We start from the raw sequence: 20,762 nt of genomic DNA, 5'->3' as shown, positions 1-20,762 counted from the left end.
TTCCTATGTTTAACTTTCGTCTTTTTTGTCGTCAACCAGCGGGCTGGCGTCGTGTTCTGCTTCGATCTCTTCTTTCGCAAGCGGGGCAGGTTCTGCCTCTGGCGTCACGAATGTCTCGGTCGAGATGGCCATTGGCTGGCCGATTTTGGTCACAGAAAGGTCCTGTAACTGCTCAACCAGGTTAACTTTACCAGGCGCGAACAGGTTGATAACGGTGGAACCGAGCTTAAAGCGGCCCATTTCCTGACCTTTCAGCAGCGCCACCGACCCTTCGCTTTCGCCTTCCGGCCAGGTCCAGCGTTTGATGACGCCTTCACGCGGTGGGGTAATGGTGCCAGCCCATGCGGTTTCAATACTGCCGACGATGGTCGCGCCGACCAGAATCTGCACCATCGGGCCAAATTCGGTATCAAACAGACAGATTACGCGTTCGTTGCGTGCAAACAGGTTTGGAACGTTTTGCGCAGTCAGGATATTTACAGAGAAGAGATCGCCTGGCACGTACATCATTTCACGCAGGATACCGTTACACGGCATATGTACACGGTGGTAATCGCGTGGAGATAAGTAAGTGGTCACAAACGTACCGTTGCGGAATTTGTCCGCCATCTGGTAGTTGCCGGCCAGCAGTGCTTCAAGGGTATAGCTGTGCCCTTTGGCCTGCAGCAGTTTGTCTTCTTCGATGCTTCCTAACTGGTTAATCACGCCGTCAGCAGGCATGACCAGTACGTTTGGATCGGTGTTAATCGGGCGAACGTCGTCGCGCAGTGGGCGAACAAAAAAGTCGTTAAAGGTGCGATAGCTGGCGGTGTCCGGCTTTTGCGCCTCTTTCATATCGACCTTGTAATATTTCACGAACAGATCGATAACCAGTTTAGTCAGCCATCCTGCTCGTTTGCTCGCCCCCCAACCCGCCAGGCGAGTGAGCCATAGTTTCGGCAGAATGTATTGTAGCGAAAGCTTAAATGAGTTTAACAAGGTAGCCTCCAGGCCATAATTTGTTCCCGATCCGGCATACGGGCCGGATCCTGAAAAAAGGGGGACGATTCTAGCGATGCTTAGCTTAGTTGTCAGTTGTCTGTATCAGAAAAGTTTTTACGTGTTTTTACCTGCGCCATGCTTTCCAGGATGCGGTGATAATTTTCAAACCGAGTTTCGGCTATTGCCCCTTTTTCTACGGCCTCACGGATAGCGCAGCCTGGATCGGTATCATGCTTGCAGTCGCGGTATTTGCAGTGGCCCAGGTAGTCATGGAATTCGACAAAACCATGTGCGATTTGTTCCGGCTCCAGATGCCACAACCCGAACTCACGTACGCCAGGGGAGTCGATAACGTCACCACCGTGCGGGAAATGATACAGGCGAGAGGCAGTGGTAGTGTGCTGTCCAAGGCCAGAGTTGTCGGAGACATCGTTGGTCAGGATCTCTTCCTGCAGACCGAGAAGATTATTGAGCAGGCTAGATTTACCAACGCCCGACTGACCGGCAAAAATGCTGATGCGATCGGTTAATGCTTCTTCAAGCGGTTTCAGGCCGTCTTTAGTACGGCTTGATACCATCAACACGCGATAGCCAATGTGGCGATAAATATCCATCTGTTCGTTAACAAAGGCCATGCCTTCATCATCCAGCAGATCGATCTTATTCAATACGATAATTGGTTCAACGTGTAGCGTTTCACAGGCTACCAGATACCGGTCGATAATATTGAGTGACAGCTCGGGTAAGATGGCTGAGACAATAACGATCTGGTTGATGTTGGCGGCAATGGGTTTCACCCCGTCGTAAAAGTCGGGACGTGTCAGTACCGAGGTACGCTCGTGTACCGCCTCAACGATGCCTTTGACATTCACGCCTTCTGCTGCTGCTTTTCCCGGGCGCCAGACAACGCGATCGCCGGTGACCAGCGAGCGAATTGTACGGCGGATGTTGCAGCGGTGAATCTCACCGTCAGCAGATTCCACGTCGGCATGCATACCAAAACGGCTGATAACGATGCCTTCAGCGGTTTCGCCAAACAGGTTGTCGTCGTAGTCTGGCTTCTCCGTGGACGTTTTCAGACGACGCTGGTGATTGGCGTTCACACGGCGCTGTTGGCCTTTGGAGAGTTTATTCTTACTCAATCGGACTGACTCCTGGTCGCCCATAATGGGCAAAACATTTATGATACACGCAATTTTAGATGAATATAGTCACACTGAATGTGACGCTGAAGGGTGGAAAATAGCATGAGTGCCAATGAAAACAACCTGATTTGGATCGATCTGGAGATGACAGGTCTGGATCCCGAGCGCGATCGCATAATTGAGATAGCCACGCTGGTGACGGATGCCAACCTGAATATTCTGGCTGAAGGACCGACAATTGCGGTGCACCAGTCCGACGAACAGCTGGCATTAATGGATGACTGGAACGTACGTACGCATACCGGTAGTGGGCTAGTGGATCGCGTGAAGGCGAGCACCATGGGGGATCGTGAAGCTGAACTGGCTACGCTGGCTTTTTTGAAAGAGTGGGTTCCAGAAGGGAAATCACCTATCTGCGGCAACAGCATCGGTCAGGATCGTCGTTTCCTGTTTAAATACATGCCGGAGCTGGAGGCGTATTTCCATTATCGCTATCTTGACGTCAGTACGTTGAAAGAGCTGGCGCGTCGTTGGAAGCCGGAAATTCTTGCTGGCTTCACCAAGCAGGGAACGCATCAGGCGATGGACGATATTCGTGAATCTGTTGCTGAGCTTGCTTACTATCGCGAACATTTTATTAAGCTTTGATTTTGTGGATGGTCGGGCGGCGCTGTGGCTTACCCGGCCTACGAATATCGTTCCTGCGTGCTTGCACTGAGGTAGGATTGTCGCTAAATTAGACGACTTGCCGATAAATTCAGCACTTAAACAGAAAAACGAAAAAATCGCTTTTAAGGGGGTTGCAGCTAAACGGATTTCTCGTATAATGCGCCTCCCGTAACGACAGAGAATTACACGTTACGGCAGCAGCAAAAGCAGTACAAATTTGCGGGAATAGCTCAGTTGGTAGAGCACGACCTTGCCAAGGTCGGGGTCGCGAGTTCGAGTCTCGTTTCCCGCTCCAAAATTTGAAAGTGCTTATGTCTACAAAGCACAGACACACCCAAGCGGGAATAGCTCAGTTGGTAGAGCACGACCTTGCCAAGGTCGGGGTCGCGAGTTCGAGTCTCGTTTCCCGCTCCAAAATTTGAAAGTGCTTATGTCTACAAAGCACAGACACACCCAAGCGGGAATAGCTCAGTTGGTAGAGCACGACCTTGCCAAGGTCGGGGTCGCGAGTTCGAGTCTCGTTTCCCGCTCCAAATTCTTACCCCAATAAAAATATCCACAGCGAATAAATACGTTGGGGACGTTTTGTTTCGTCATTGACATACTCTTGTAAACAGACTTATCCACAGGTTCGGGTATTATTCCTGGATTGCAAAAAACTTAGTCGGGTGAATAGTATCATTTTAACTCTTTGAAAATATTGAATTAATTATCATTTCAAATTGTTAATGCGATCACTTGACGATTTTTTCCCTCTTGAATATCAATGTGTTTTTATTTTTATACACAAGCTGTGGATGACTTAAGCGTCACGCGGCAGACCCTTTTCAATGACCCTGACCAAACGTTGTTTCTTCGGTAACTGCACTTCAACTACGCAGGCATTTCGCTTCTCGATTTGCTGAGCAACCGCCCACTCTATGTGTTCGTCGAGAAGTGGGTGCTCACCTCTGCGACTTTCCAGCGCGTGAATAACGGCTTCATCCCATGGGGCATTACCCAGCGCAACAGCGATATTTCGCAGCCAGCGCAGGTGACCAATACGACGAATAGCAGACCCCTCCGTGACTTTTAAAAACCACGCTTCGCTCCAGCTAAACAGCTCTATTAACTCTGGAGCATGAAGTTGTTTGCGTGGGTTGAAGTCATCCTCTGTCGTCAACTGCGAGTATCGGTTCCACGGGCAAATGAGCTGGCAATCATCGCAGCCGTAAATTCGATTCCCCAACAGGGGACGAAATTCTTCCGGGATCGCGCCTTCCAGTTCGATAGTGAGATAAGAGATACAGCGGCGCGCATCTACCGTGTAGGGTTCAACGATGGCCCCGGTGGGACAGATGGTCATACAGGCGACGCATTTCCCGCATCCTTCTTCTACTGGGTTGTCGACCGGCAGGGGCAAATCGATCAGTAATTCCCCGAGAAAGAAAAATGAACCAGCTTCGCGATTGAGGATAAGTGAGTGCTTACCTGTCCAGCCAAGCCCGGCTTTTTCCGCTAATGGACGCTCAAGAATGGGCGCAGAATCGACAAAAGGTCTAAAATTCAGCGAAACGCAGTGCTGTTGAATCCTCTCTCCCAGCTTTTTTAAGCGGTTACGCAGCAGTTTATGGTAGTCGCGCCCAAGCGCGTAACGGCTGACGTAACCCAGAGTGGGGTTTTTCAACGTGCTGGCAAAGGCCGCATTGGCAGGAAGATAGTTCATACGTACGCTGATGACACGTAACGTACCGGGTAATAATTCGTGAGGTCGGGCGCGCATCATGCCGTGACGGGCCATCCAGTCCATCTCGCCGTGATAGTGTTTATCCAGCCAGGCCTGCAGTTTGGGCTCCGCTTCGCTGAGGTCGGTATCGGCAATACCGACCTGCTGAAAGCCAAGCTCCAGCCCCCACTGCTTAATATTTTGCGCTAACTGATTGAGATCGAGGGGCTCTGACATGACGGACCATACAATGAAGAAAAACCCCGCAAGTATACCACACTCCATTTGGCACGCCGATGACATCAGGCGGATGGAGCGAGAGGCGGCAGACAGTTTAGGACTGACGTTGTACGAGCTGATGCAACGGGCGGGAGAGGCGGCGTTTCAGGTCACCCGCGAGACATATCCAAACGCTCAGCACTGGCTGGTGCTATGTGGTCATGGCAACAACGGTGGTGATGGTTACGTGGTGGCAAGGCTTGCCAAAGCTCAGGGGCTTGATATTACGTTGCTGGCGCAGGAGAGTGATAAAGTGCTCCCCGAGGAAGCACAGCAGGCGCGCGACGCCTGGCTTAACGCCGGTGGCGTCATTCATGCTGCGGATATCAATTGGCCAGATCGCGTGGACGTCATTATTGATGCGCTGTCAGGCACGGGCTTAAAACACGCGCCGCGTGAGCCTCTCTCGGCATTGATCGAACGTGCCAATCACCATCCTGCCCCTGTCGTGGCGATAGACATTCCATCCGGCCTGCTGGCGCAGACGGGCGCGGCGCCGGGTGCGGTTATCAATGCTGCGCACACCGTGACCTTTATTGCGTTAAAGCCTGGTCTGCTAACCGGTAAAGCGCGCGATGTCACCGGACGCCTGCATGTTAACGCACTCGGACTGGACGACTGGCTGGCGGGACAGAACGCGCCGCTGCAACGGTTTGATGCTCAACAGCTTGTACACTGGTTAACGCCGCGTCGACCCACCTCGCACAAAGGCTCCCACGGTCGGCTGGTGATCATCGGTGGTGACCACGGCACGGCTGGCGCAATACGCATGGCCGGTGAAGCGGCGCTGCGTGCAGGAGCCGGGTTGGTCAAAGTGCTAACCCGAAGTGAAAATATTGCGCCTATTCTGACTGCCAGACCGGAACTGATGGTCGATGCGCTGACGCCGCAGACTCTGGAAGAGAGCCTGGCGTGGGCGGATGTTGTGGTAATAGGACCAGGGCTTGGTCAGCAGGAATGGGGTAAAAAAGCGCTGCAAAAGGTAGAGAATTTTCGCAAACCGATGCTCTGGGATGCGGATGCGCTGAACCTGCTGGCAATCAACCCTGATAAACGTCACAATCGCGTGATCACGCCGCATCCTGGTGAAGCCGCGCGACTTCTGGGCTGTTCCATTGCAGAAATTGAAGACGATCGATTACTTTGCGCACAACGTCTGGTAAAACGGTACGGAGGCGTCGTCGTGCTGAAAGGCGCGGGTACGGTTGTTGCTGCCGAACAGGCCGAATTGGGTATTATTGATACCGGCAATGCTGGAATGGCCAGCGGCGGAATGGGTGATGTGCTTTCCGGTATTATTGGCGCATTGCTCGGACAGAAGCTTACCCCGTATGATGCGGCATGTGCGGGATGTGTCGCACACGGTGCGGCGGCGGATGTGCTGGCGGCGCGTTTTGGTACGCGCGGCATGCTGGCGACAGATCTCTTTACCACGCTACAGCGTATTGTTAACCCTGATGTGATTGACGTTTATCATGATGAATCGAGTAATTCCACTACCTGATGAGCAGGCGACTTTAGACCTGGGACTGCGGGTAGCCAAAGCCTGTGATGGCGCGACGGTAATTTATTTGTACGGCGACCTGGGGGCGGGTAAAACCACTTTCAGCCGGGGATTCCTGCAGGCGTTAGGTCACAAAGGAAATGTAAAAAGCCCCACCTATACGCTGGTTGAACCCTATTCGCTCGATAATTTGATGGTATATCACTTCGATCTGTACCGACTTGCGGACCCAGAGGAGCTGGAATTTATGGGGATCCGCGATTATTTTGCCAATGACGCCATCTGCCTGGTGGAATGGCCGCAACAAGGTAAAGGTGTACTGCCAGACCCGGACGTCGAAATACACATTGAATATCAGGCGCAAGGTCGAGAGGCGCGCATAAGCGCAGTCTCCTCATCGGGTGATTTATTGCTGGCGCGTTTAGCCGATTAACCTTAAGGGTGGCGGGATGATTTATCGCATCAGAAACTGGCTGATGGCAACACTGGTCCTGCTGTGCGCGCAGGCAGGGGCCGCCAGCCTCTCCGATCTTCAGGTGTCCAATGGCGATCAGCAAGCGCGGATTACGCTGAGCTTTATTGGCGATCCTGAATACGCAGTTTCGCAGGACGGGAAACGAACCGTCGCGTTGGATATTAAACAAACCGGTGTGATTCAGGGGTTACCGCTGCTGTTTAGCGGCAATAATCTGGTGAAATCTATCCGTTCCGGCACGCCAAAAGATGCACAGTCTCTGCGCCTGGTGGTGGATTTAACCGAGAACGGCAAAGCCGAAGCCGTAAAACGCCAGAACGGCGGCAATTATACCGTCGTGTTTACCATCAAAGCTGATGCGCCTCCGCCGCCTCCACCACCTCCAGTGGTTGCGAAGCGTGTTGAAGCGCCGGTTATCGCCCCGCGCCCTGCCGAGCCTGCGCGTAATCCGTTTAAAGCGGAAAACGATCGCACCACGATGGTAACCAACAGTAATACCTCCACACGACCTGCGGCGCGCGCCAGTACCAGTAACGGCGAAAAAGTAGTTATCGCCATTGATGCCGGACACGGTGGGCAGGATCCTGGCGCTATTGGTCCCGGTGGCACACGTGAGAAAAACGTCACGATTGCCGTGGCGCGTAAACTGCGCAGTTTGCTCAATGATGACCCGATGTTTAAAGGCGTACTCACCCGTGATGGCGATTACTTTATCTCGGTGATGGGGCGTTCAGACGTTGCGCGTAAACAAAACGCCAACTTCCTGGTCTCTATTCATGCGGATGCTGCGCCAAACCGGGATGCCACTGGTGCTTCCGTCTGGGTACTGTCAAACCGTCGGGCAAACAGTGAAATGGCCGGCTGGCTGGAACAGCACGAAAAGCAATCGGAACTGTTGGGTGGGGCGGGCGATGTGCTGGCAAACAGCCAGTCCGATCCTTATCTCAGCCAGGCCGTGTTGGATCTGCAGTTCGGTCATTCGCAACGCGTTGGGTATGATGTAGCGACCAGCATGATCGGCCAGTTAGAACGTATTGGCTCGATGCATAAGCGTCGTCCGGAACACGCCAGCCTTGGGGTATTACGTTCGCCTGATATCCCGTCAGTGCTGGTTGAAACTGGCTTTATCAGTAACAACAGCGAAGAGCGTCTGTTGGCGAGTGATGACTACCAGCAGCAGCTGGCCGAGGCAATTTACAAAGGATTGCGTAACTATTTCCAGGCGCACCCGATGCAAACCGGGCCTCAAGGCACACCGGCGCAAACCGCCAGTGCGGTATCGCCTGGTAACACGTTAACAAATTAAGGATTAGCCATGCCGATTCAGGTTCTACCGCCACAGCTGGCGAACCAGATTGCCGCAGGCGAGGTGGTAGAACGGCCTGCGTCAGTGGTGAAGGAGCTGGTGGAAAACAGTATCGATGCCGGTGCGACGCGCATTGATATTGATATTGAGCGCGGCGGCGCGAAGCTTATCCGTATTCGTGACAACGGCTGCGGGATTAAAAAAGACGAGCTGGCGCTGGCGCTGGCGCGTCATGCCACCAGTAAAATTTCCTCGCTTGACGATCTCGAAGCCATCGTGAGCCTCGGGTTTCGCGGCGAAGCGCTGGCCAGTATCAGCTCCGTTTCTCGTTTAACCCTGACGTCGCGTACGCAAGAACAACCTGAAGCCTGGCAAGCCTATGCCGAAGGGCGCGACATGGATGTGACGGTTAAACCCGCTGCGCATCCGGTGGGAACCACGCTGGAGGTGTTAGATCTGTTCTACAACACTCCGGCGCGGCGCAAGTTTATGCGCACCGAGAAAACTGAATTTAATCATATCGACGAAATAATCCGCCGCATTGCGCTGGCACGTTTTGATGTGACGATTAATTTGTCGCACAACGGCAAAGTGGTGCGCCAGTACAGGGCAGTGGCCGCGGATGGGCAGCAAGAGCGCCGACTGGGCGCGATTTGCGGCACGCCGTTTCTGGAACATGCACTGGCGATTGAATGGCAGCATGGCGATTTAACGCTGCGCGGTTGGGTGGCCGATCCTAACCACACAACGACGGCGCTGGCGGAAATCCAGTACTGCTATGTGAATGGCCGGATGATGCGCGACCGGCTGATCAACCATGCTATCCGCCAGGCCTGTGAAGATAAGCTGGGAGCCGATCAGCAGCCCGCTTTTGTGCTGTATCTGGAAATCGACCCGCATCAGGTGGATGTTAACGTACATCCCGCCAAACATGAGGTCCGTTTTCATCAGTCCCGCCTGGTGCATGATTTTATTTACCAGGGCGTGTTGAGCGTCCTGCAACAGCAGCTTGAAACGCCGCTGCCGTTGGCTGATGACGATGAGCCTGCCCCAAGGCACATCCCGGAAAACCGCGTCGCGGCCGGGCGTAACCATTTTGCCGAACCGGCCCCGGCGCGTGAACCTGCGACGCCGCGTTACTCAGCATCTGCTGGCGCTGGCAGTAGTGGTGGCCGTCAGACGGGGGCCAGCTGGCCTCATGCCCAACCTGGATATCAAAAGCAGCAGGGTGAGATTTATCAGCAACTGCTACAGACGCCGGTTCCGCCGCGTAAAACGCCGGTTTCTGAAACGCCATCAGCACCTCTGACCGGCAACGGTCAGGGCTTTGGGCGGGTGCTAACCATTGTCGGTACGGACTGCGCATTACTCGAATGCGATGGTCATATTCGGTTGCTGGCATTGCCGGTGGCGGAACGTTGGCTACGTCAGGCGCAGTTAACGCCGGACCAGGGCGTCGTTTGCGCTCAGCCGTTACTGATCCCTTTACGTCTAAAAGTGACCGCTGATGAAAAAGCGGCGCTGCAAAAAGGGCAGAGCCAACTGGCTGAGTTGGGTATTGAATTTCAACTGGATGCACAGCATGTGACCATCCGGGCGGTGCCTTTACCCTTACGCCAACAAAATTTACAAATCTTGATTCCTGAACTGATAGGCTACCTGGCGCAGCAGTCCGAATTCGAACCGGGCAATATTGCACAGTGGATTGCACGTAATCTGATTAGCGAGCATCCGCAGTGGAGCATGGCTCAGGCGATTACGCTGTTAGCGGATGTTGAGCGGCTTTGCCCACAACTCGTGAAGGCGCCGCCGGGTGGTTTGTTACAACCTGTTGATTTACATTCGGTAATGAATGCCCTGAAACATGAGTGATACCCGTAAGGCGAGCCTGCCAAAGGCGATTTTTTTGATGGGGCCGACGGCCTCCGGTAAAACGGCACTGGCAATTGAATTGCGTAAAGTTTTGCCTGTAGAGTTGATAAGCGTTGATTCCGCCCTTATTTACAAGGGGATGGATATCGGTACAGCCAAGCCTGATGCAGATGAATTACAGGCCGCGCCGCACCGGTTGCTGGATATTCGCGATCCGTCCCAGGCGTACTCTGCTGCGGATTTTCGCCGCGATGCGTTAGCCGAGATGGCCGATATCACCGCCGCGGGGCGTATTCCGCTGCTGGTGGGCGGCACAATGTTATATTTCAAAGCCTTGCTTGAAGGGCTGTCGCCGTTACCGTCGGCGGACCCGGAAGTCAGGGCCAGAATTGAGCAGCAGGCGGCAGAGCATGGGTGGGACGCGTTACACCGACAGCTTCAGGAAATAGATCCGGTGGCTGCGGCGCGTATTCATCCAAATGATCCGCAAAGACTTTCCCGGGCACTGGAAGTTTTTTTCATTTCGGGTAAAACTTTAACGGAGCTGACGCAAACGTCAGGAGATGCTTTGCCGTATCAGGTGCATCAGTTTGCTATCGCCCCGGCGAGCCGTGAACTGCTCCATCAGCGAATTGAGCAGCGTTTTCATCAGATGTTGGCTTCAGGTTTTGAAGCAGAAGTCCGGGCGCTATTTGCCCGTGGAGATTTGCATACGGATTTGCCTTCCATTCGTTGTGTAGGGTATCGCCAGATGTGGTCATACATTGAAGGCGAAATTTCATACGATGAAATGGTTTATAGAGGTGTTTGCGCCACGAGGCAGTTGGCGAAGCGACAGGTAACCTGGTTGCGTGGTTGGGAAGGGGTGCACTGGCTTGACAGTGAAAAGCCTGACCAGGCGCGAAACGAAGTATTACAGGTTGTTGGTGCTATCGCGAACTGAATGTGTACAATTGAAACGTATCGTGCGCAATTTTTCAGAATCGAAAGGTTCAAAGTACAAATAAGCATATAAGGAAAAGAGAGAATGGCTAAGGGGCAATCTTTACAAGATCCGTTCCTGAACGCACTGCGTCGGGAACGTGTTCCAGTTTCTATTTATTTGGTGAATGGTATTAAGCTGCAAGGTCAAATCGAGTCTTTTGATCAGTTCGTGATCCTGTTGAAAAACACGGTCAGCCAGATGGTTTATAAGCACGCGATTTCTACTGTTGTCCCGTCTCGCCCGGTTTCTCATCACAGCAATAATGCCACCGGCGGCACTGGCAGCAACTACCATCACGGTAGCAACGCGCAAGGTTCATCTGCGCAACAGGACAGCGAAGAAACCGAATAAGGTTGTTAGCTGTTTTACACACGGGGAGCCAGCGATCCTGCGTTCCCCGTTGATATATATTAAGGGGTTGACGCTTGTTTGACCGTTATGATGCCGGTGAGCAGGCGGTACTGGTACACATCTATTTTTCGCAAGACAAAGATATGGAAGACCTCCAGGAGTTTGAATCTCTGGTTTCTTCCGCCGGTGTCGAAGCAATGCAGGTGATTACCGGGAGCCGTAAAGCACCGCACCCGAAGTATTTTGTTGGTGAAGGTAAGGCAATCGAAATTGCGGAAGCCGTAAAAGCGACTGGCGCTGCGGTGGTGATTTTTGATCATGCTCTAAGCCCCGCCCAGGAACGTAACCTGGAACAGTTGTGCCAGTGTCTTGTTATCGACAGGACAGGTCTTATTTTAGATATTTTTGCCCAGCGTGCGCGCACCCATGAGGGGAAGTTGCAGGTTGAGCTGGCGCAGTTGCGCCATATGGCTACTCGTCTGGTCCGTGGCTGGACCCACCTTGAAAGGCAAAAGGGCGGGATTGGTTTGCGCGGTCCGGGTGAAACCCAGCTCGAAACCGACCGTCGTTTGCTGCGTAATCGCATTTTGCAAATACAGTCGCGCCTGGAAAAAGTTGAAAAGCAACGTGAGCAGGGGCGACAGTCGCGCAAGAAAGCGGATGTCCCAACCGTATCACTGGTGGGATATACCAACGCCGGAAAATCCACCCTGTTCAACCAGATCACCGAAGCCCGGGTTTACGCAGCGGATCAGCTGTTTGCAACCCTGGACCCAACGCTGCGCCGTATAGACGTAGCGGACGTCGGTGAAACCGTGCTGGCGGATACCGTAGGGTTTATCCGTCATTTGCCGCACGACCTGGTGGCGGCGTTTAAAGCCACCCTGCAGGAAACGCGTCAGGCGACATTGCTGCTGCATGTTATTGATGCTGCAGATTTTCGTGTGCAGGAAAACATCGAGGCCGTCGACACGGTGCTCGAAGAGATCGATGCGCATGAGATCCCGACTCTGCTGGTGATGAATAAAATCGATATGCTGGATGATTTTGAACCACGTATCGACAGAGATGAAGAGAATAAACCCATTCGCGTTTGGGTTTCAGCGCAAACGGGAATAGGTATACCACAGCTTTTTCAGGCTTTGACTGAGCGACTTTCCGGTGAGGTGGCGCAGCATACGTTGCGTTTGCCGCCGCAGGAAGGACGTCTGAGAAGCCGGTTTTACCAACTTCAGGCAATAGAAAGAGAGTGGATGGAGGAGGACGGCAGCGTAGGTCTGCAGGTTCGTATGCCGATCGTAGACTGGCGTCGCCTCTGTAAACAAGAACCGGCACTGGAAGACTATATTGTCTGACCTGACGGATATGGCCTGAAGATTTTTTCGCCTCTATACCTTGTGGGTTTTGTGCAGCATGAAGGTGGCAAGTCCTGAAATCTTCAGGAGCATAGTCAACTATGTGACTGAGATTAAAGGGCGTAGCCAACGCATCGGCAGCGCAAAATACGCAGGTATAGCATCGCATAACAAATATGGAGCACAAAAATGGCGTGGAATCAGCCCGGTAATAACGGACAAGACCGCGACCCGTGGGGAAGCAGCAAACCTGGCGGCAACCCTGAGGGAAATGGAAACAAAGGTGGTCGCGATCAGGGACCTCCCGATCTGGATGATATCTTCCGCAAACTGAGTAAAAAGCTCGGTGGTCTGGGTGGCGGTAAAGGTGCTGGTTCTGGCGGCGGTAGCTCATCGCAAGGCCCGCGTCCGCAATTGGGTGGTCGAGTCTTTACTATCGCAGCGGCAGCTATCGTCATTATCTGGGCGGCCAGCGGTTTCTACACCATTAAAGAAGCGGAACGCGGCGTGGTGACACGCTTCGGTAAATTCAGCCATTTGGTTGAACCGGGTCTGAACTGGAAACCGACCTTTGTCGACGAAGTGACCCCGGTCAACGTGGAAGCCGTGCGTGAACTTGCCGCATCCGGCGTGATGCTGACCTCTGACGAAAACGTCGTACGCGTTGAAATGAACGTGCAGTACCGCGTGACCGATCCGCAGCGTTACCTGTTTAGCGTAACCAGCGCGGATGACAGTCTGCGTCAGGCAACCGACAGCGCCCTGCGTGGGGTTATCGGTAAATACACCATGGACCGTATCCTGACCGAAGGGCGTACCGTTATTCGTAGCGATACCCAGCGTGAACTGGAAGAAACGATCCGTCCGTACAACATGGGTATCACCCTGCTGGACGTCAACTTCCAGGCAGCACGTCCGCCGGAAGAAGTAAAAGCCGCGTTTGACGATGCCATTGCAGCACGTGAAAACGAGCAGCAGTACATCCGTGAAGCAGAAGCGTACACCAACGAAGTTCAGCCACGTGCTAACGGTCAAGCGCAGCGTATCCTGGAAGAAGCGCGTGCTTACAAAACGCGAACCATCCTGGAAGCACAGGGTGAAGTGGCTCGTTTCGCAAAAATTCTGCCGGAATATAAAGCCGCACCGCAAATTACTCGCGAGCGTCTGTATATCGAAACCATGGAAAAAGTGCTGAGCAATACCCGCAAAGTCCTGGTTAACGATAAGGGCAGCAATCTGATGGTTCTGCCGCTGGATCAAATGCTGAAAGGCGGTAGTGCGCCAGCAGCAAAGAGTGACAGCAGTTCAAACCTGCTGCGTCTGCCGCCAGCAACGACGTCCGGCACTGGAGCAAGCAATACCTCGTCCACCAGTCAGGGCGATATTATGGACCAACGCCGCGCGAACGCGCAGCGTAACGACTACCAGCGTCAGGGGGAATAACGATGCGTAAGTCAGTTATTGCGATTATCATCATCGTTCTGGTAGTTCTGTTCATGTCTGTCTTTGTGGTCAAAGAAGGCGAGCGCGGGATTACTCTGCGCTTTGGTAAAGTTCTGCGTGACGATGAAAACAAGCCGCTGGTTGTTGCACCAGGCCTGCACTTCAAGATTCCGTTTATTGAATCTGTGAAGATGCTGGATGCGCGTATTCAGACCATGGACAACCAGGCCGATCGCTTTGTTACCAAAGAGAAGAAAGACCTGATCGTTGACTCATACATTAAGTGGCGCATCAGTGACTTTAGCCGTTACTACCTGGCAACGGGCGGTGGCGATGTTTCTCAGGCAGAAGTCCTGCTGAAACGTAAGTTCTCTGACCGTCTGCGTTCTGAAATTGGTCGTCTGGACGTGAAAGACATCGTTACCGATTCCCGCGGTCGTCTGACGCTGGAAGTTCGTGATGCGCTGAACTCCGGTTCTGCTGGCACGGAAGATGAAGTCGCGACACCGGCGGCAGATAGCGCGATTGCCGAAGCGGCTGAGCGTGTTCAGGCTGAAACAAACGGTAAAGTACCGGTCATCAACCCGAATAGTATGGCGGCATTGGGCATCGAAGTGGTTGACGTGCGTATCAAGCAAATCAACCTGCCTGCTGAAGTGTCTGAGGCTATCTACAACCGTATGCGCGCTGAGCGTGAAGCGGTAGCGCGTCGCCATCGTTCACAAGGTCAGGAAGAAGCGGAAAAACTGCGTGCCACGGCGGATTATGAAGTGACTAAAACGCTGGCAGAATCTGAGCGTCAAGGCCGCATCATGCGCGGTGAAGGCGATGCAGAAGCCGCTAAACTGTTTGCCGATGCGTTCAGCCAGGATCCTGACTTCTACGCCTTCATCCGTAGCCTGCGTGCTTACGAGAAGAGCTTCGAAGGCAACCAGGACGTGATGGTCATGAGCCCGGATAGCGATTTCTTCCGCTACATGAAGACTCCGAGCACTACGACACGCTAATAAAGTTCCAGCGGTTTTAAACCAGCAAAACCACCGGCATCCCCAGGGATGCGGTGGTTTTCTTTTTATAAAAGGACGATGGATGAATTCAACAATTTTGCTGGCGCTCGCGCTGGTTTTGGTGCTGGAAGGCCTGGGCCCTATGCTTTATCCCCGCGCGTGGAAGAAAATGATTTCCGCAATGGTGCAACTTCCCGAAAATACTTTGCGTCGTTTTGGTGGAGGTCTTGTGGTTGCGGGCGTTGTGGTCTACTACATGTTGAGGAAAACGATTGGCTGATCAATAAGTAGCCTATTTTGCGGATTTTCGCATGCAAAAAGTGCTGTATATCTGAAAAAGCGGTGGTAGAATCCATTTTTAAGCAAACGGTGATTTTGAAAAATGGGTAACAACGTCGTCGTACTGGGCACCCAATGGGGTGACGAAGGTAAAGGGAAGATCGTCGATCTTCTGACTGAACGGGCTAAATATGTTGTGCGCTACCAGGGTGGTCACAACGCAGGCCATACTCTCGTAATCAACGGTGAAAAAACCGTCCTCCATCTTATTCCATCAGGTATTCTTCGCGAGAATGTCATCAGCATCATCGGTAACGGTGTTGTACTGTCTCCGTCCGCGCTGATGAAAGAAATGAAAGGACTGGAAGATCGTGGCATCCCGGTTCGCGAGCGCCTGCTGTTGTCTGAAGCTTGTCCGCTGATCCTTGATTATCACGTTGCGTTGGATAATGCTCGTGAGAAAGCGCGTGGCGAGAAAGCGATCGGTACTACCGGTCGTGGCATCGGTCCGGCTTATGAAGACAAAGTAGCTCGTCGCGGTCTGCGCGTTGGCGATCTGTTTGATAAAGCAACCTTCGCTGAAAAACTGAAAGAAGTGATGGAATATCACAACTTCCAGCTGGTGAATTTCTATAAAGTTGAAGCAGTTGACTACCAGAAAGTGCTGGATGATGTGATGGCGATTGCCGACATCCTGACCTCTATGGTTGTTGATGTTTCCGATCTGCTGGACCAGGCGCGTAAGCGTGGCGATTTCGTCATGTTCGAAGGCGCACAGGGTACCCTGCTGGATATCGACCACGGTACCTATCCGTACGTAACGTCTTCCAACACCACCGCAGGTGGCGTGGCTACCGGCTCCGGCCTGGGTCCACGTTATGTGGATTACGTTCTGGGTATTATCAAAGCTTACTCAACACGTGTAGGCGCGGGTCCGTTCCCGACCGAGCTGTTTGATGACGTTGGCGAGTTCCTGTGCAAACAAGGTAACGAGTATGGCGCGACCACCGGTCGTCGTCGTCGCACCGGTTGGCTGGACTCCGTTGCGGTACGCCGTGCAGTACAGATTAACTCCCTGTCTGGCTTCTGCCTGACCAAACTGGACGTACTGGACGGTTTGAAAGAGGTGAAAATCTGTGTCGCTTATCGTATGCCGGATGGCCGTGAAGTAACGACTACCCCGCTGGCTGCAGACGACTGGAAAGGTATCGAGCCGATCTACGAAACCATGCCGGGCTGGTCTGAATCCACCTTCGGGGTGAAGGAACGTAGCGGTCTGCCGCAGGCAGCACTGAACTACATCAAACGTATTGAAGAACTGACCGGTGTGCCGATTGATATTATCTCAACTGGCCCAGACCGTACTGAAACCATGATCCTGCGCGACCCGTTCGACGCATAATTCTGGTTATAGCGTGGCGTCGAATGGCGCTGCGCTTGCACTATCTTAGGCCGGATGAGGCGCTTTGCATCATAATCCGGCTTAAAATCACGTAAGTTCCTCGCTTTTTTCCTTCCTGAACTGAAATAAATTAGCGACCTGGCTGGTGGCTGGTTTATCATCAATGTAATTAATACCACCAGGTTTATCCGTTTTATCCCTTTTCCTGAGGTTGATGTGCAGTTAACAAGTTTCACCGATTACGGATTACGTGCGCTAATCTACATGGCGTCACTTCCCGAAGGACGTATGACCAGTATTTCTGAGGTGACAGAAGTCTACGGCGTGTCCCGTAATCATATGGTCAAAATAATCAATCAACTTAGCCGTGCGGGCTTCGTTACTGCTATTCGAGGAAAAAATGGCGGTATCCGCCTGGGTAAACCAGCTAAGGATATTGGTATTGGTGATGTGGTTCGCGAGCTGGAACCACTATCGTTGGTCAATTGTAGCAGCGAGTTTTGCCACATTACCCCAGCCTGTCGACTTAAACAGGCGCTTTCTAAGGCAGTGCAAAGTTTTCTCACGGAACTGGACAACTACACACTTGCTGATTTGGTTGAAGAGAATCAACCGCTTTATAAATTATTGCTGGTGGAGTGACGAAAATCTTCATCAGAGCTGACAATGGAGGAACCTCGATGTCACAAGATCCTTTCCAGGAACGCGAAGCAGAAAAATACGCGAATCCTATCCCGAGCCGGGAATTTATCCTCGAACATTTAACTAAACGTGAAAAACCGGCCAACCGCGATGAGCTGGCCGCTGAACTCAACATTGAAGGTGAAGAGCAGCAAGAAGCGCTGCGTCGCCGCCTGCGCGCCATGGAGCGTGACGGGCAACTGGTCTTCACTCGTCGTCAGTGCTATGCGCTGCCGGAGCGTCTTGACCTGCTGAAAGGTACCGTTATTGGCCACCGTGATGGCTACGGCTTTCTGCGCGTTGAAGGCCGCAAAGATGACCTGTACCTGTCCAGCGAGCAGATGAAAACCTGTATTCATGGCGATCAGGTGTTGGCACAGCCGCTGGGAGCGGACCGTAAAGGTCGTCGCGAAGCGCGTATTGTGCGCGTACTGGTACCGAAAACCAGCCAGATTGTCGGTCGCTACTTCACCGACGCTGGCGTTGGGTTTGTCGTCCCTGACGACAGCCGCCTGAGCTTTGATATCCTGATCCCGCCGGAAGAGGTGATGGGTGCTCGTATGGGTTTCGTGGTCGTGGTTGAGCTGACCCAGCGTCCGACGCGTCGCACTAAAGCGGTGGGTAAAATTGTTGAAGTCCTGGGCGACAACATGGGAACCAGCATGGCCGTTGATATGGCGCTGCGTACTCATGAAATCCCGTATATCTGGCCTCAGGCGGTCGAAAAACAGATCGCTGGCCTGAAAGAAGAAGTGCCGGAGGAAGCGAAAGCCGGACGTGTCGATCTGCGCTCCCTGCCGCTGGTCACTATCGATGGCGAAGATGCGCGTGACTTCGACGATGCGGTTTACTGCGAGAAGAAACGCGGCGGCGGCTGGCGTTTATGGGTGGCGATTGCTGACGTAAGCTATTACGTTCGCCCGCCGACTCCGCTGGACCAGGAAGCGCGCAGCCGTGGCACATCCGTCTACTTCCCATCGCAGGTTGTTCCGATGCTACCGGAAGTGCTGTCTAACGGATTGTGTTCGCTCAACCCGCAGGTGGACAGGCTGTGTATGGTCTGTGAAATGACCATTTCGTCGAAAGGCCGCTTAACAGGCTTTAAATTCTACGAAGCGGTTATGAGCTCCCATGCGCGTCTGACCTACACCAAGGTCTGGCACATGCTGCAGGGCGATCAGGAACTGCGTGAGCAGTACGCGCCGTTGGTTAAACACATTGAAGAGCTGCATAACCTCTACAAAGTGCTGGATAAAGCGCGTGAAGAGCGTGGCGGTATCTCGTTTGAAAGTGAAGAAGCGAAGTTTATCTTCAATGCTGAACGCCGTATTGAGCGTATTGAGCAGACGCAGCGTAATGACGCGCACAAACTGATTGAAGAGTGCATGATCATGGCGAACATCTCAGCGGCGCGATTCGTTGAGAAAGCCAAAGAGCCGGCACTGTTCCGCATTCACGATAAGCCGACGACCGAAGCGATTAATTCGTTCCGTTCGGTGTTGGCGGAGCTGGGGCTGGAGCTGCCCGGCGGTAATAAACCCGAGCCGCGTGATTACGCCGAACTGCTGGAGTCGATTGCTGACCGTCCTGACGCAGAAATGCTGCAAACTATGCTGCTGCGTTCAATGAAGCAGGCGATTTACGATCCGGAAAACCGCGGTCACTTTGGCCTTGCGTTGCAATCTTATGCACACTTCACCTCGCCGATCCGTCGTTACCCGGATCTCTCCTTGCACCGGGCGATTAAGTATCTGCTGGCGCAGGAGCAGGGCCATAAAGGCAACACCACGGAAACGGGTGGCTACCATTATTCGATGGAAGAGATGCTGCAACTGGGTCAACACTGTTCGATGGCCGAGCGCCGTGCTGACGAAGCCACACGCGACGTCTCTGACTGGCTGAAGTGCGACTTCATGCTGGATCAGGTAGGTAATGTCTTCAAAGGCGTGATCGCCAGCGTGACCGGGTTTGGTTTCTTCGTCCGTCTTGATGAGCTGTTTATCGACGGTCTGGTGCATGTCTCCTCCCTGGATAACGACTACTATCGTTTTGACCAGGTTGGGCAGCGTCTGACGGGAGAATCCAGCGGTCAAATGTATCGCCTGGGCGATCGCGTGGAAGTTCGCGTGGAAGCGGTCAACATGGACGAGCGTAAAATCGACTTCAGTTTGATCTCCAGCGAACGTGCACCGCGCAATGAAGGTAAAACCGCGCGTGAAAAAGCGAAAAAAGGCGATGCGGGTAAAAATACCGGTAAGCGTCGTCAGATGGGCAAAAAAGTAAATTTCGAGCCGGATAGCGCTTTCCGCGGCGAGAAGAAAGGCAGAGCCAAACCTCAGGCGGATAAAAAAACGGCTGAGAAGAAAGGCGATAAAAAAGCGAAAAAGCCATCGGCAAAAACGCTTAAAATCGCTGCCGCCACCAAAGCTAAACGCGCGACGAAAAAGAAAGTCGCGCAATAACAGCCATAAACAGTAAGTCGGGCAACCTCGCGTTGCCCGCGTTACGCATAAACTATTAACGAGTACATTCATGAGTGAAATGATTTACGGCATCCATGCGGTGCAGGCTCTGCTGGAACGTGCGCCTGAGCGCTTCCAGGACGTCTTTATTCTCAAAGGTCGTGAAGATAAACGCCTGCTGCCGCTGATCCACGCACTGGAAGCACAGGGTGTTGTCATTCAGCTGGCTAACCGCCAGTTCCTGGATGAGAAAAGCGAGGGTGCGGTACATCAGGGAATTATTGCTCGCGTGAAGCCGGGTCGTCAGTATCAGGAAAACGATCTGCCGGATCTGATTGCTACGCTCGATCAGCCGTTCTTTTTGATCCTCGATGGTGTTACCGATCCGCATAACCTGGGGGCATGCCTGCGTAGCGCCGATGCTGCTGGCGTCCATGCTGTTATCGTACCGAAGGATCGTTCTGCGCAGTTGAATGCAACGGCGAAAAAAGTGGCTTGCGGCGCGGCAGAAAGCGTACCGCTGATCCGTGTGACCAACCTGGCGCGCACTATGCGTATGCTGCAGGAAGAGAATATCTGGATCGTCGGAACCGCAGGTGAAGCTGACCATACTCTCTATCAGAGCAAAATGACCGGACGTCTGGCGCTGGTGATGGGCGCAGAGGGTGAAGGTATGCGTCGTTTGACCCGCGAACACTGTGACGAACTGATCAGCATCCCGATGGCTGGGAGCGTTTCGTCGCTGAACGTTTCAGTTGCGACGGGCATCTGCCTGTTTGAGGCTGTACGCCAGCGCGGCTAAACTATCTCCCTCATTTCTCTCTTATCTCAAGCCATCCTTCGGGATGGCTTTTTTGTGAC

The 20,762-nt window shown here is 53.1% G+C and carries 18 protein-coding genes and 3 tRNA genes; 18 read left to right on the top strand and 3 right to left on the bottom strand.

Annotation, left to right across the window (positions count from 1 at the left end; genetic code table 11):
- Positions 1 to 9 precede the first annotated feature (9 nt).
- Together asd and rsgA are read right to left on the bottom strand one after the other, a co-directional pair.
- Positions 10 to 978, bottom strand: coding sequence for an archaetidylserine decarboxylase (gene asd, locus HV243_RS22320; protein WP_047358902.1), 969 nt, complete (start codon positions 976 to 978; stop codon positions 10 to 12).
- A gap of 92 nt (positions 979 to 1,070) precedes the next feature.
- Positions 1,071 to 2,123: a small ribosomal subunit biogenesis GTPase RsgA gene (gene rsgA / locus HV243_RS22315; protein WP_181603893.1), complete on the bottom strand. Its 1,053-nt coding sequence runs from the start codon at positions 2,121 to 2,123 to the stop codon at positions 1,071 to 1,073.
- 105 nt (positions 2,124 to 2,228) lie between these two features.
- Between rsgA and orn the strand changes: the two genes are divergently transcribed.
- The 4 genes from orn (at position 2,229) to HV243_RS22295 (ending at position 3,328) form a co-directional block, all read left to right on the top strand.
- A complete protein-coding gene (gene orn / locus HV243_RS22310) occupies positions 2,229 to 2,774 on the top strand; it encodes an oligoribonuclease (RefSeq protein ID WP_016151407.1) in 546 nt (181 codons plus the stop codon).
- Positions 2,775 to 3,014: 240 nt separating this feature from the next.
- Positions 3,015 to 3,090, top strand: a tRNA-Gly gene (locus HV243_RS22305).
- 43 nt (positions 3,091 to 3,133) lie between these two features.
- Positions 3,134 to 3,209: transfer RNA gene (locus HV243_RS22300), tRNA-Gly, on the top strand.
- A 43-nt stretch (positions 3,210 to 3,252) separates the two neighbouring features.
- Positions 3,253 to 3,328: transfer RNA gene (locus HV243_RS22295), tRNA-Gly, on the top strand.
- A 269-nt stretch (positions 3,329 to 3,597) separates the two neighbouring features.
- Here the strand turns inward: HV243_RS22295 and queG are convergent.
- Entirely contained in the window at positions 3,598 to 4,737 is a 1,140-nt protein-coding gene (queG, locus tag HV243_RS22290) for a tRNA epoxyqueuosine(34) reductase QueG (RefSeq protein ID WP_053389332.1), read from the bottom strand.
- Between queG and nnr the strand changes: the two genes are divergently transcribed.
- From nnr to rlmB, 14 genes are all read left to right on the top strand, one after another.
- Complete coding sequence (gene nnr / locus HV243_RS22285) at positions 4,736 to 6,283, top strand: bifunctional ADP-dependent NAD(P)H-hydrate dehydratase/NAD(P)H-hydrate epimerase (RefSeq protein WP_072161053.1); 1,548 nt, start codon at positions 4,736 to 4,738, stop codon at positions 6,281 to 6,283. The two genes, queG and nnr, sit on opposite strands and share 2 nt — an antisense overlap.
- The gene (gene tsaE / locus HV243_RS22280; RefSeq protein ID WP_016151410.1) at positions 6,255 to 6,716 is read left to right on the top strand and encodes a tRNA (adenosine(37)-N6)-threonylcarbamoyltransferase complex ATPase subunit type 1 TsaE; all 462 of its coding nucleotides are present in this window, start codon (positions 6,255 to 6,257) and stop codon (positions 6,714 to 6,716) included. The genes nnr and tsaE overlap by 29 nt, the downstream gene beginning before the upstream one ends.
- Positions 6,717 to 6,732: 16 nt before the next feature.
- On the top strand, positions 6,733 to 8,064 hold the full coding sequence (gene amiB, locus HV243_RS22275; RefSeq protein WP_019078199.1) for an N-acetylmuramoyl-L-alanine amidase AmiB: 1,332 nt from the start codon (positions 6,733 to 6,735) through the stop codon (positions 8,062 to 8,064).
- A 9-nt stretch (positions 8,065 to 8,073) separates the two neighbouring features.
- Positions 8,074 to 9,936 carry a DNA mismatch repair endonuclease MutL gene (mutL, locus tag HV243_RS22270; RefSeq protein WP_053389333.1) on the top strand — a complete coding sequence of 621 codons (1,863 nt, stop codon included), beginning with the start codon at positions 8,074 to 8,076 and terminating at the stop codon, positions 9,934 to 9,936.
- Complete coding sequence (gene miaA / locus HV243_RS22265; RefSeq protein ID WP_016151413.1) at positions 9,929 to 10,879, top strand: tRNA (adenosine(37)-N6)-dimethylallyltransferase MiaA; 951 nt, start codon at positions 9,929 to 9,931, stop codon at positions 10,877 to 10,879. Before mutL ends, miaA begins: the two co-directional genes overlap by 8 nt.
- An 84-nt stretch (positions 10,880 to 10,963) precedes the next feature.
- Complete coding sequence (gene hfq, locus HV243_RS22260) at positions 10,964 to 11,272, top strand: RNA chaperone Hfq (protein ID WP_003025584.1); 309 nt, start codon at positions 10,964 to 10,966, stop codon at positions 11,270 to 11,272.
- A 74-nt stretch (positions 11,273 to 11,346) separates the two neighbouring features.
- The gene (gene hflX, locus HV243_RS22255) at positions 11,347 to 12,627 is read left to right on the top strand and encodes a ribosome rescue GTPase HflX (RefSeq protein WP_016151415.1); all 1,281 of its coding nucleotides are present in this window, start codon (positions 11,347 to 11,349) and stop codon (positions 12,625 to 12,627) included.
- A gap of 189 nt (positions 12,628 to 12,816) precedes the next feature.
- Positions 12,817 to 14,070: an FtsH protease activity modulator HflK gene (gene hflK, locus HV243_RS22250; RefSeq protein WP_016151416.1), complete on the top strand. Its 1,254-nt coding sequence runs from the start codon at positions 12,817 to 12,819 to the stop codon at positions 14,068 to 14,070.
- 2 nt (positions 14,071 to 14,072) lie between these two features.
- Positions 14,073 to 15,077: a protease modulator HflC gene (gene hflC / locus HV243_RS22245; protein ID WP_016155510.1), complete on the top strand. Its 1,005-nt coding sequence runs from the start codon at positions 14,073 to 14,075 to the stop codon at positions 15,075 to 15,077.
- 82 nt (positions 15,078 to 15,159) lie between these two features.
- Positions 15,160 to 15,357, top strand: coding sequence for a DUF2065 family protein (locus HV243_RS22240; protein WP_047358897.1), 198 nt, complete (start codon positions 15,160 to 15,162; stop codon positions 15,355 to 15,357).
- Positions 15,358 to 15,459: 102 nt separating this feature from the next.
- Positions 15,460 to 16,758 (top strand): adenylosuccinate synthase, encoded by a 1,299-nt coding sequence (gene purA / locus HV243_RS22235; RefSeq protein ID WP_003025606.1) that lies wholly within the window; start codon positions 15,460 to 15,462, stop codon positions 16,756 to 16,758.
- Between the two features lie 216 nt (positions 16,759 to 16,974).
- Positions 16,975 to 17,400 carry a nitric oxide-sensing transcriptional repressor NsrR gene (gene nsrR / locus HV243_RS22230; protein WP_003025609.1) on the top strand — a complete coding sequence of 142 codons (426 nt, stop codon included), beginning with the start codon at positions 16,975 to 16,977 and terminating at the stop codon, positions 17,398 to 17,400.
- 38 nt (positions 17,401 to 17,438) lie between these two features.
- The gene (rnr, locus tag HV243_RS22225; protein WP_053389334.1) at positions 17,439 to 19,901 is read left to right on the top strand and encodes a ribonuclease R; all 2,463 of its coding nucleotides are present in this window, start codon (positions 17,439 to 17,441) and stop codon (positions 19,899 to 19,901) included.
- A 70-nt stretch (positions 19,902 to 19,971) separates the two neighbouring features.
- Positions 19,972 to 20,703: a 23S rRNA (guanosine(2251)-2'-O)-methyltransferase RlmB gene (rlmB, locus tag HV243_RS22220; RefSeq protein WP_003830482.1), complete on the top strand. Its 732-nt coding sequence runs from the start codon at positions 19,972 to 19,974 to the stop codon at positions 20,701 to 20,703.
- Positions 20,704 to 20,762 lie beyond the last annotated feature (59 nt).

Origin of the sequence: Citrobacter sp. RHBSTW-00599 (assembly GCF_013784065.1) — a bacterium.
GTDB lineage: Bacteria > Pseudomonadota > Gammaproteobacteria > Enterobacterales > Enterobacteriaceae > Citrobacter > Citrobacter braakii.
The sequence above is the reverse complement of the archived record's forward strand: the minus strand, read 5'-3'. Positions and strand labels throughout refer to the sequence as shown.

What these genes read in the sequence shown, in the direction of transcription:
- orn (WP_016151407.1), top strand. Translation starts at nt 2,229, where the DNA reads ATGAGTGCCAATGAAAACAACCTGATTTGGATCGATCTGGAGATGACA.
- nnr (WP_072161053.1), top strand. Translation starts at nt 4,736, where the DNA reads ATGACGGACCATACAATGAAGAAAAACCCCGCAAGTATACCACACTCC.
- queG (WP_053389332.1), bottom strand. Translation starts at nt 4,737, where the DNA reads ATGTCAGAGCCCCTCGATCTCAATCAGTTAGCGCAAAATATTAAGCAG.
- tsaE (WP_016151410.1), top strand. Translation starts at nt 6,255, where the DNA reads ATGATGAATCGAGTAATTCCACTACCTGATGAGCAGGCGACTTTAGAC.
- amiB (WP_019078199.1), top strand. Translation starts at nt 6,733, where the DNA reads ATGATTTATCGCATCAGAAACTGGCTGATGGCAACACTGGTCCTGCTG.
- mutL (WP_053389333.1), top strand. Translation starts at nt 8,074, where the DNA reads ATGCCGATTCAGGTTCTACCGCCACAGCTGGCGAACCAGATTGCCGCA.
- miaA (WP_016151413.1), top strand. Translation starts at nt 9,929, where the DNA reads ATGAGTGATACCCGTAAGGCGAGCCTGCCAAAGGCGATTTTTTTGATG.
- hfq (WP_003025584.1), top strand. Translation starts at nt 10,964, where the DNA reads ATGGCTAAGGGGCAATCTTTACAAGATCCGTTCCTGAACGCACTGCGT.
- hflK (WP_016151416.1), top strand. Translation starts at nt 12,817, where the DNA reads ATGGCGTGGAATCAGCCCGGTAATAACGGACAAGACCGCGACCCGTGG.
- hflC (WP_016155510.1), top strand. Translation starts at nt 14,073, where the DNA reads ATGCGTAAGTCAGTTATTGCGATTATCATCATCGTTCTGGTAGTTCTG.
- HV243_RS22240 (WP_047358897.1), top strand. Translation starts at nt 15,160, where the DNA reads ATGAATTCAACAATTTTGCTGGCGCTCGCGCTGGTTTTGGTGCTGGAA.
- purA (WP_003025606.1), top strand. Translation starts at nt 15,460, where the DNA reads ATGGGTAACAACGTCGTCGTACTGGGCACCCAATGGGGTGACGAAGGT.
- rnr (WP_053389334.1), top strand. Translation starts at nt 17,439, where the DNA reads ATGTCACAAGATCCTTTCCAGGAACGCGAAGCAGAAAAATACGCGAAT.
- rlmB (WP_003830482.1), top strand. Translation starts at nt 19,972, where the DNA reads ATGAGTGAAATGATTTACGGCATCCATGCGGTGCAGGCTCTGCTGGAA.